The organism is Burkholderia sp. KCJ3K979 (assembly GCF_016759955.1).
GTDB lineage: Bacteria > Pseudomonadota > Gammaproteobacteria > Burkholderiales > Burkholderiaceae > Burkholderia > Burkholderia orbicola.
Window position 1 is genome coordinate 1 of record NZ_JACFYV010000306.1, and the last position, 6,288, is coordinate 6,288.

Annotated in this window: 6 protein-coding genes and 1 pseudogene; all 7 read left to right on the forward strand. The window is 68.7% G+C overall.

Translation table 11 applies throughout. The features are described 5' to 3' along the window. Window positions 1–377, forward strand: a 377-nt coding sequence (locus H3O04_RS33190; protein WP_202589298.1) for an alpha/beta fold hydrolase, incomplete at its 5' end; no start/stop codon positions are given. Beyond that, window positions 374–1,231, forward strand: a complete 858-nt coding sequence (locus H3O04_RS33195; RefSeq protein ID WP_006478727.1) for an IclR family transcriptional regulator — start codon at window positions 374–376, stop codon at window positions 1,229–1,231. The genes H3O04_RS33190 and H3O04_RS33195, both read left to right, overlap by 4 nt. Continuing rightward, window positions 1,228–2,025, forward strand: coding sequence for an SDR family oxidoreductase (locus H3O04_RS33200; protein WP_202589299.1), 798 nt, complete (start codon window positions 1,228–1,230; stop codon window positions 2,023–2,025). Before H3O04_RS33195 ends, H3O04_RS33200 begins: the two co-directional genes overlap by 4 nt. Continuing rightward, window positions 2,018–3,685, forward strand: a complete 1,668-nt coding sequence (locus H3O04_RS33205) for a thiamine pyrophosphate-binding protein (RefSeq protein ID WP_202589300.1) — start codon at window positions 2,018–2,020, stop codon at window positions 3,683–3,685. Before H3O04_RS33200 ends, H3O04_RS33205 begins: the two co-directional genes overlap by 8 nt. Then, window positions 3,678–4,505 (forward strand): aspartate dehydrogenase, encoded by an 828-nt coding sequence (locus H3O04_RS33210; protein WP_011547429.1) that lies wholly within the window; start codon window positions 3,678–3,680, stop codon window positions 4,503–4,505. The genes H3O04_RS33205 and H3O04_RS33210 overlap by 8 nt, the downstream gene beginning before the upstream one ends. A gap of 72 nt (window positions 4,506–4,577) precedes the next feature. Further along, the gene (locus tag H3O04_RS33215; protein ID WP_077179429.1) at window positions 4,578–6,068 is read left to right on the forward strand and encodes an aldehyde dehydrogenase; all 1,491 of its coding nucleotides are present in this window, start codon (window positions 4,578–4,580) and stop codon (window positions 6,066–6,068) included. A gap of 18 nt (window positions 6,069–6,086) precedes the next feature. After that, window positions 6,087–6,288: pseudogene (locus H3O04_RS33220) on the forward strand (VOC family protein); the annotation flags it as partial.

Genomic DNA, 6,288 nt, shown 5'->3' on the forward strand with positions numbered 1-6,288 from the left:
TCGGCCCGGCCGGGCTCGCCGAGCAGCGCAGCGGCAACATGCTGTCCGGCTTCGCGAACGAGGAGGCAAAGGCATGGGTGCGCTGGAACATGGCGCGCATCGTGCCGGCCGGCTATGCGCAGGCCACGCATCTGCTCGCGAACGCCGATCTCGCGGCCGATCTCGCCGGCTTTCGCGGCCGCACGGCCGTGGCCGTCGGCGCGAACGACGCGATCACGCCGCCCGCCGCGTGCGAGCGGATCGCCGCGGCCGCGCACGTCGGGCTGCAGGTGATTCCGCAGGCAGGGCATGCCGGCTACGTGGAAGCGCCGGCCGTTTATTCCGCGCTGATCGATACGTTCTGTCGTCAGTGCGACCCGCAGCGGGGGCTGGCATGAGCGAACCGCTGCAACAAAACGAATCCGACCACGCGAAGGCGGAAGCCAGCTACGTCGTGCCGGGCCTCGAACGCGGGCTGCGGATTCTCGCCGAATTCTCGCCGCGCGAGCCCGTGCTCGGCGCGCCCGAGCTGTCGAAACGGCTCGGCATTCCGCGCACGACGGTGTTCCGTCTGCTGCAGACGCTCGAATCGCTCGGTTTTCTCGAACGCGCGGACAAGGATCGCAACTACAAGCTCGGCATCGCCGTGCTGCGGCTCGGCTTCGAATACCTGAGCTCGCTGGAACTGACCGATCTCGGCCTGCCGGTGATCGAGAGCCTGCGCGACGCGACCGGCTTCACGACGCACATCGTGATTCGCGACGGCCGCGACGTGGTGTTCGTCGCGAAGGCGCAGAGCCAGTCGCCGGTGTTCAGCTCGATCCGCGTGAACGTCGGCACCCGGCTGCCCGCGCACGCGACGACGCACGGCCACGTGCTGATGGGCGACCTGTCGCTGAAGGAACTGCACGCGCTGTATCCGGAAGGCGCGCTGAACCGGATGACGAGCGCGACGCCGGAAACGGTCGACGCGCTGTACGACGTGATCCGCGAGGATGCGCTGCGCGGCTACGGCGTCAGCAATTCGTCGTTCGAGCGCGGGATCTCGGTCGTCACGGCGCCGGTACGCAACGAGACGCAGAGGATCGTCGCGTGCATCACGGTGACGGTGCCGCGTCCGGAGATCGACGCGGCGCTGATCGCGGACGGGCTGATCGACAAGGTGCAGCGCGCAGCGGCGGAATTGTCGCGGCGGCTCAATTACCGCTCGGATGACGAGCACACGTTTCTCAAAGCTTTAGGACTCCGATGATCCAGATCGATCTGACCGGGCAAGTGGCGGTGGTGACGGGCGGCTCGTCCGGCATCGGCCTCGCGACGGCCGAGCGGTTCCTGCAGGCCGGCGCGTCGGTCGCCATCTGTGGCCGCGACGACGACCGCCTCGCACGCGCCGAAGCGATGCTGCGCGACAAGTACGCAGGCGCACAGCTGCTGGCCGCGCGCTGCGACGTGCTCGACGAAGCCGACGTGACCGCCTTCGCACAGGCCGTGTCCGACCGCTTCGGCCGCGCCGACATGCTGGTCAACAACGCCGGCCAGGGCCGCGTGTCGACCTTTGCCGATACGACCGACGACGCCTGGCGCGAAGAACTCGAACTGAAGTACTTCAGCATCATCCGCCCGACGCGCGCATTCCTGCCGCTGCTGCGCGACGCGGCCGCGCCGACGATCACCTGCGTGAACTCGCTGCTCGCGCTGCAGCCGGAGCCGCACATGGTCGCGACGTCGTCGGCGCGCGCGGGCGTGCTGAGCCTCGTGAAGTCGCTCGCGACCGAACTCGCGCCGCAGCGCATCCGCGTGAACTCGATCCTGATCGGCATCGTCGAGTCGGGACAGTGGCGCCGCCGTTACGACACGCAGGCGCAGCCCGGCGAAAGCTGGGAAGACTGGACGGGCGCGCTCGCCCGCAAGAAGCACATTCCGCTGAATCGCTTCGGCAAGCCTGACGAGGCCGCCTGGGCACTTTTTTATCTCGCAACGCATCTGTCGTCCTACACGACGGGCAGCCATATCGACGTTTCTGGAGGCTTTGCACGCCATGTCTGAAAAAACCACGGTTGGCGAGCTGATTGCCGCCTTTCTCGAGCAGTGCGGCGTGAAGACCGCATTCGGTGTCATCTCGATCCACAACATGCCGATCCTCGACGCGATCAACTCGCGCGGCAACATCCGGTATGTCGGTGCGCGCGGGGAAGCGGGTGCGCTGAACATGGCCGACGGGCTGGCCCGCGTGTCGGGCGGCCTGGGCGTCGCGTTCACGAGCACGGGCACGGCGGCTGGCAATGCGGCCGGCGCGATGGTCGAGGCACTGACGGCCGGCACCGCGCTGCTGCACGTCACCGGGCAGATCGAGACGCCGTATCTCGACCGGGATCTCGCGTACATCCACGAAGCGCCCGACCAGTTGTCGATGCTCGACTCGATCTCGAAGGCCGCGTTCCGCGTGCGCACCGTCGAAACCGTGCTGCCGACGATCCGCGAAGCCGTGCGCATCGCGCAGACGGCGCCGACGGGCCCCGTATCCGTCGAGATTCCGATCGACATCCAGGCAGCCGAAATCGAATGGCCGGAAGACCTCGCGCCGGCGCACGTCGCGGTGCGCGAGCACGACAGCGCCCGCGTCGCGAAGCTCGCCGACGCGCTCGCGGCCAAGCGCCGCCCGCTGCTGTGGCTCGGCGGCGGCGCGCGCCATGCACGCGAGGAAGTCGAACGCCTCGTGAAGCTCGGCTTCGGCGTCGTGACGAGCGTGCAGGGCCGCGGCGTGCTGCCGGAAGATCATCCGGCGACACTCGGCGCGTTCAACGTGCATGCGTCCGTCGAAGCGTTCTACAAGACCTGCGACGCGCTCGTCGTGGTCGGCTCGCGGCTGCGCGGCAACGAAACGCTGAAGTACAAGCTCGCGCTGCCGCAGCCGCTGTTCCGCGTCGATGCCGACGCGCTTGCCGACAACCGCGGCTATCGCAACGCGCTGTTCGTGCATGGCGATTCGAAGCGCGTGCTGGCCGAGCTGGCCGACCGCCTCGAAGGCCGCCTGTCGGTCGATCCGCAATTCGCGGCTGATCTGGCGGCAGCCCGCGAGGAGGCTGTGGCCGACGTGGCGAAGGGCCTCGGGCCGTACAAGAAGCTCGTCGACACGCTGCAGGGCGCGGTGGGCCGCGACTACAACTGGGTGCGCGACGTGACGATCTCGAACAGCACGTGGGGCAACCGTCTGCTGAAGATCTTCGAGCCGCGCTCGGGCGTGCATGCGCTCGGCGGCGGCATCGGCCAGGGCATCCAGATGGGTATCGGCGCGGCGCTCGCGGGCGCGGCGGCGAAGACGGTCTGCCTGGTCGGCGACGGCGGCCTGATGGTCAACGTCGGCGAGCTCGTCACGGCCGTGCAGGAAAACGCGAACGTGATGATCGTGCTGATGAACGACCAGTGCTACGGCGTGATCCGCAACATCCAGGACGCGCATTACGGCGGCCGTCGCTGCTTCGTGCAATTGCACCAGCCCGATTTCGCGCAGTTCTGCGCGAGCTTCGGCCTCACGCACTACCGGATCACGTCGCTCGACCAGGCCGAAGCGATCGTGCGCGACGGGATCGCGAAGGAGGGGCCGGTGATGGTCGAGGTCGACATGCTGTCGGTGGGCTCGTTCGCGTCGAACTTCGCGGGGCCGCCGGTGAAGAAGGAAGCGCCGACGGAGCGCCAGTATGCATAACGGGCAAAAGCGGGCGCGCGCCCCCGTCGACGTCGCGATGATCGGCTTCGGCGCGATCGGCGCGGCCGTGTACCGCGCGGTCGAGCACGATGCGTCGTTGCGCGTCGCGCACGTGATCGTGCCGGAACACCAGCGCGCGGCGGTGCAGCGCGAGCTCGGCGGCGCGGTGGAGGTCGTGTCGTCGGTCGACGCGCTGGCTCGCCGCCCGGAGTTCGCGCTCGAATGCGCGGGCCACGGCGCGCTCGTCGATCACGTCGTGCCGCTGCTGAAAGCCGGCACGGACTGCGCGGTCGCATCGATCGGCGCGCTGTCCGATCTCGCGCTGCTCGACGTGCTGTCGCGGGCCGCCGACGAAGGCGGCACGACGGTGACGCTGCTGTCCGGCGCGATCGGCGGCATCGACGCGCTGGCGTCCGCGAAGGAAGGCGGCCTCGACGAAGTCCGGTACGTCGGCCGCAAGCCGCCGCTCGGCTGGCTCGGCACGCCGGCCGAGGAATTGTGCGACTTGCGCGCGATGACCGAGGAAAAGGTGATCTTCGAAGGCAGCGCGCGCGACGCCGCGCGGCTGTATCCGAAGAACGCGAACGTCGCGGCGACGGTGGCGCTCGCGGGCCTCGGCCTCGACGCGACGCACGTGCGGCTGATCGCCGATCCGGCCGTCGAGCGCAACGTGCACCGCATCACCGCGCGCGGCGCATTCGGCGAGATGTCGCTGGAGATGAGCGGCAAGCCGCTGCCCGACAACCCGAAGACGTCCGCGCTGACGGCGTACAGCGCGATTCGCGCGCTGCGCAACCGCGCGGCCTGCTGCGTGATCTGACCGGACCATCGAGCATCCGCCCGCGCCACGGCGAGGGCGGATGTGCAGAGACAGATTTGTGGGACTTGTGACATGACTCCTTTCGATACGAGCCTCGTACCCGACGGCAACATCCTGATCGGCGGCGAGTGGCGGCGCGGCCGTGGCGCGCGTTACACGAGCATCTATCCGGCCGACCAGTCGGTGAACATGGAAGTGTCGACGGCGAACGCGGAAGACGCGGCCGACGCCGTCGTGGCGGCCGACGCCGCGTGGCGTCGCGCCGACTGGGCCGGCCTGAAGCCGCACCAGCGCGCGCAGGTGCTGTACCGCATCGCCGACCTGATCATGCAGCGCCACGAAGCGCTCGCGAACCTGCAGCGCCGCGACAACGGCAAGCCGATCGGCGAGACGCGCGTACTGGTGGCCAGCGCCGCGAACACGTTCCGCTATTTCGCGGCCTGCCTCGAGACGCTCGACGAAGAGCTGACGCCCTCGCGCGGCGACTACCTGACGATGAGCGTGTACGAGCCGATCGGCGTGATCGCGGCGATCACGCCGTGGAATTCGCCGATCGCATCCGATGCGCAGAAACTCGCACCGGCGCTGGCCGGCGGCAACGCGGTGGTGCTCAAGCCGGCCGAAGTCACGCCGCTCGTGTCGCTCGCGCTGGCGCGCATCTGCGAGGAGGCCGGCGTGCCGAAGGGCGTGCTGAGCGTGCTGCCGGGCAAGGGTTCGGTGATCGGCGACGTGCTCGTGCGTCATCCGCTCGTGAAGAAGGTGTCGTTCACCGGCGGCACCGAAGTGGGCCGCGGCATCGCGCGCATCGCGGCCGAGAAGCTGATGCCGGTGTCGCTCGAACTCGGCGGCAAGTCGCCGACGATCGTGTGCGACGACGCGGATCTCGATCACGCGGTCAACGGCGTGCTGTACGGCATCTTCAGCTCGTCGGGCGAAGCCTGCATCGCCGGTTCGCGGCTGTTCGTGCAGCGCGCGGTGTACGACGCATTCATGCAGCGCCTGGTGGCCGGCGCACGCAAGCTGCGCGTGGGCGACCCGACGCGGCCCGACACGCAGATGGGCCCGCTGATCACCGCGAAGCATCGCGAATCGGTGGAGCGCTACGTCGCGCTCGGGCTGGAAGAGGGCGGCAGGCTGCTGTGCGGCGGCGAGCGGCCGTCGGGTGACGGGCGCGAGCACGGTTTCTTCTATCAGCCGACGATTCTCGAAGGCTTGCCGAACAGCGCGCGCATCTGCCAGGAAGAAATCTTCGGGCCGGTGCTGGTCGCGATGCCGTTCGACGACGAGGCGTCGCTGATCGCGCAGGCGAACGACAGCGTGTTCGGCCTCGCGGCCGGCATCTGGACGCGCGACTACAAGCGCGCATGGCGCATCGCGCGGGCGCTGGAGACGGGCACCGTCTGGATCAACACGTACAAGCTGTTTTCGATCTCCACGCCGTTCTCGGGCTGGAAGGAGAGCGGGATGGGCCGCGAGAAGGGGCGTCTCGGCATCCGCGAATACATGCAGCAGAAGAGCCTCTACTGGGGCTTGAACGACGCGCCGCTGCCGTGGGCGAACTGAGCGAAGGGGAATGACGCAATGAGCATCTTGGGAATCGAGCAGATCACGTACGGTGTCGACGATCTGGCCACCTGCCGGCGCTTTTTCGCCGACTGGGGCTTGAAGGAAGTCGCGCACGACGACACGCGTGCGCGTTTCGAGACGCTGAACGGCTGCACCGTGCTGGTCGTGAAAGCCGACGATCCGTCGCTGCCGCCCGCATTCGAGGCGGGCCCGACGC

Coding starts and splice junctions, on each gene's coding strand:
- H3O04_RS33195 (WP_006478727.1), top strand. CDS start 374: ATGAGCGAACCGCTGCAACAAAACGAATCCGACCACGCGAAGGCGGAA.
- H3O04_RS33200 (WP_202589299.1), top strand. CDS start 1,228: ATGATCCAGATCGATCTGACCGGGCAAGTGGCGGTGGTGACGGGCGGC.
- H3O04_RS33205 (WP_202589300.1), top strand. CDS start 2,018: ATGTCTGAAAAAACCACGGTTGGCGAGCTGATTGCCGCCTTTCTCGAG.
- H3O04_RS33210 (WP_011547429.1), top strand. CDS start 3,678: ATGCATAACGGGCAAAAGCGGGCGCGCGCCCCCGTCGACGTCGCGATG.
- H3O04_RS33215 (WP_077179429.1), top strand. CDS start 4,578: ATGACTCCTTTCGATACGAGCCTCGTACCCGACGGCAACATCCTGATC.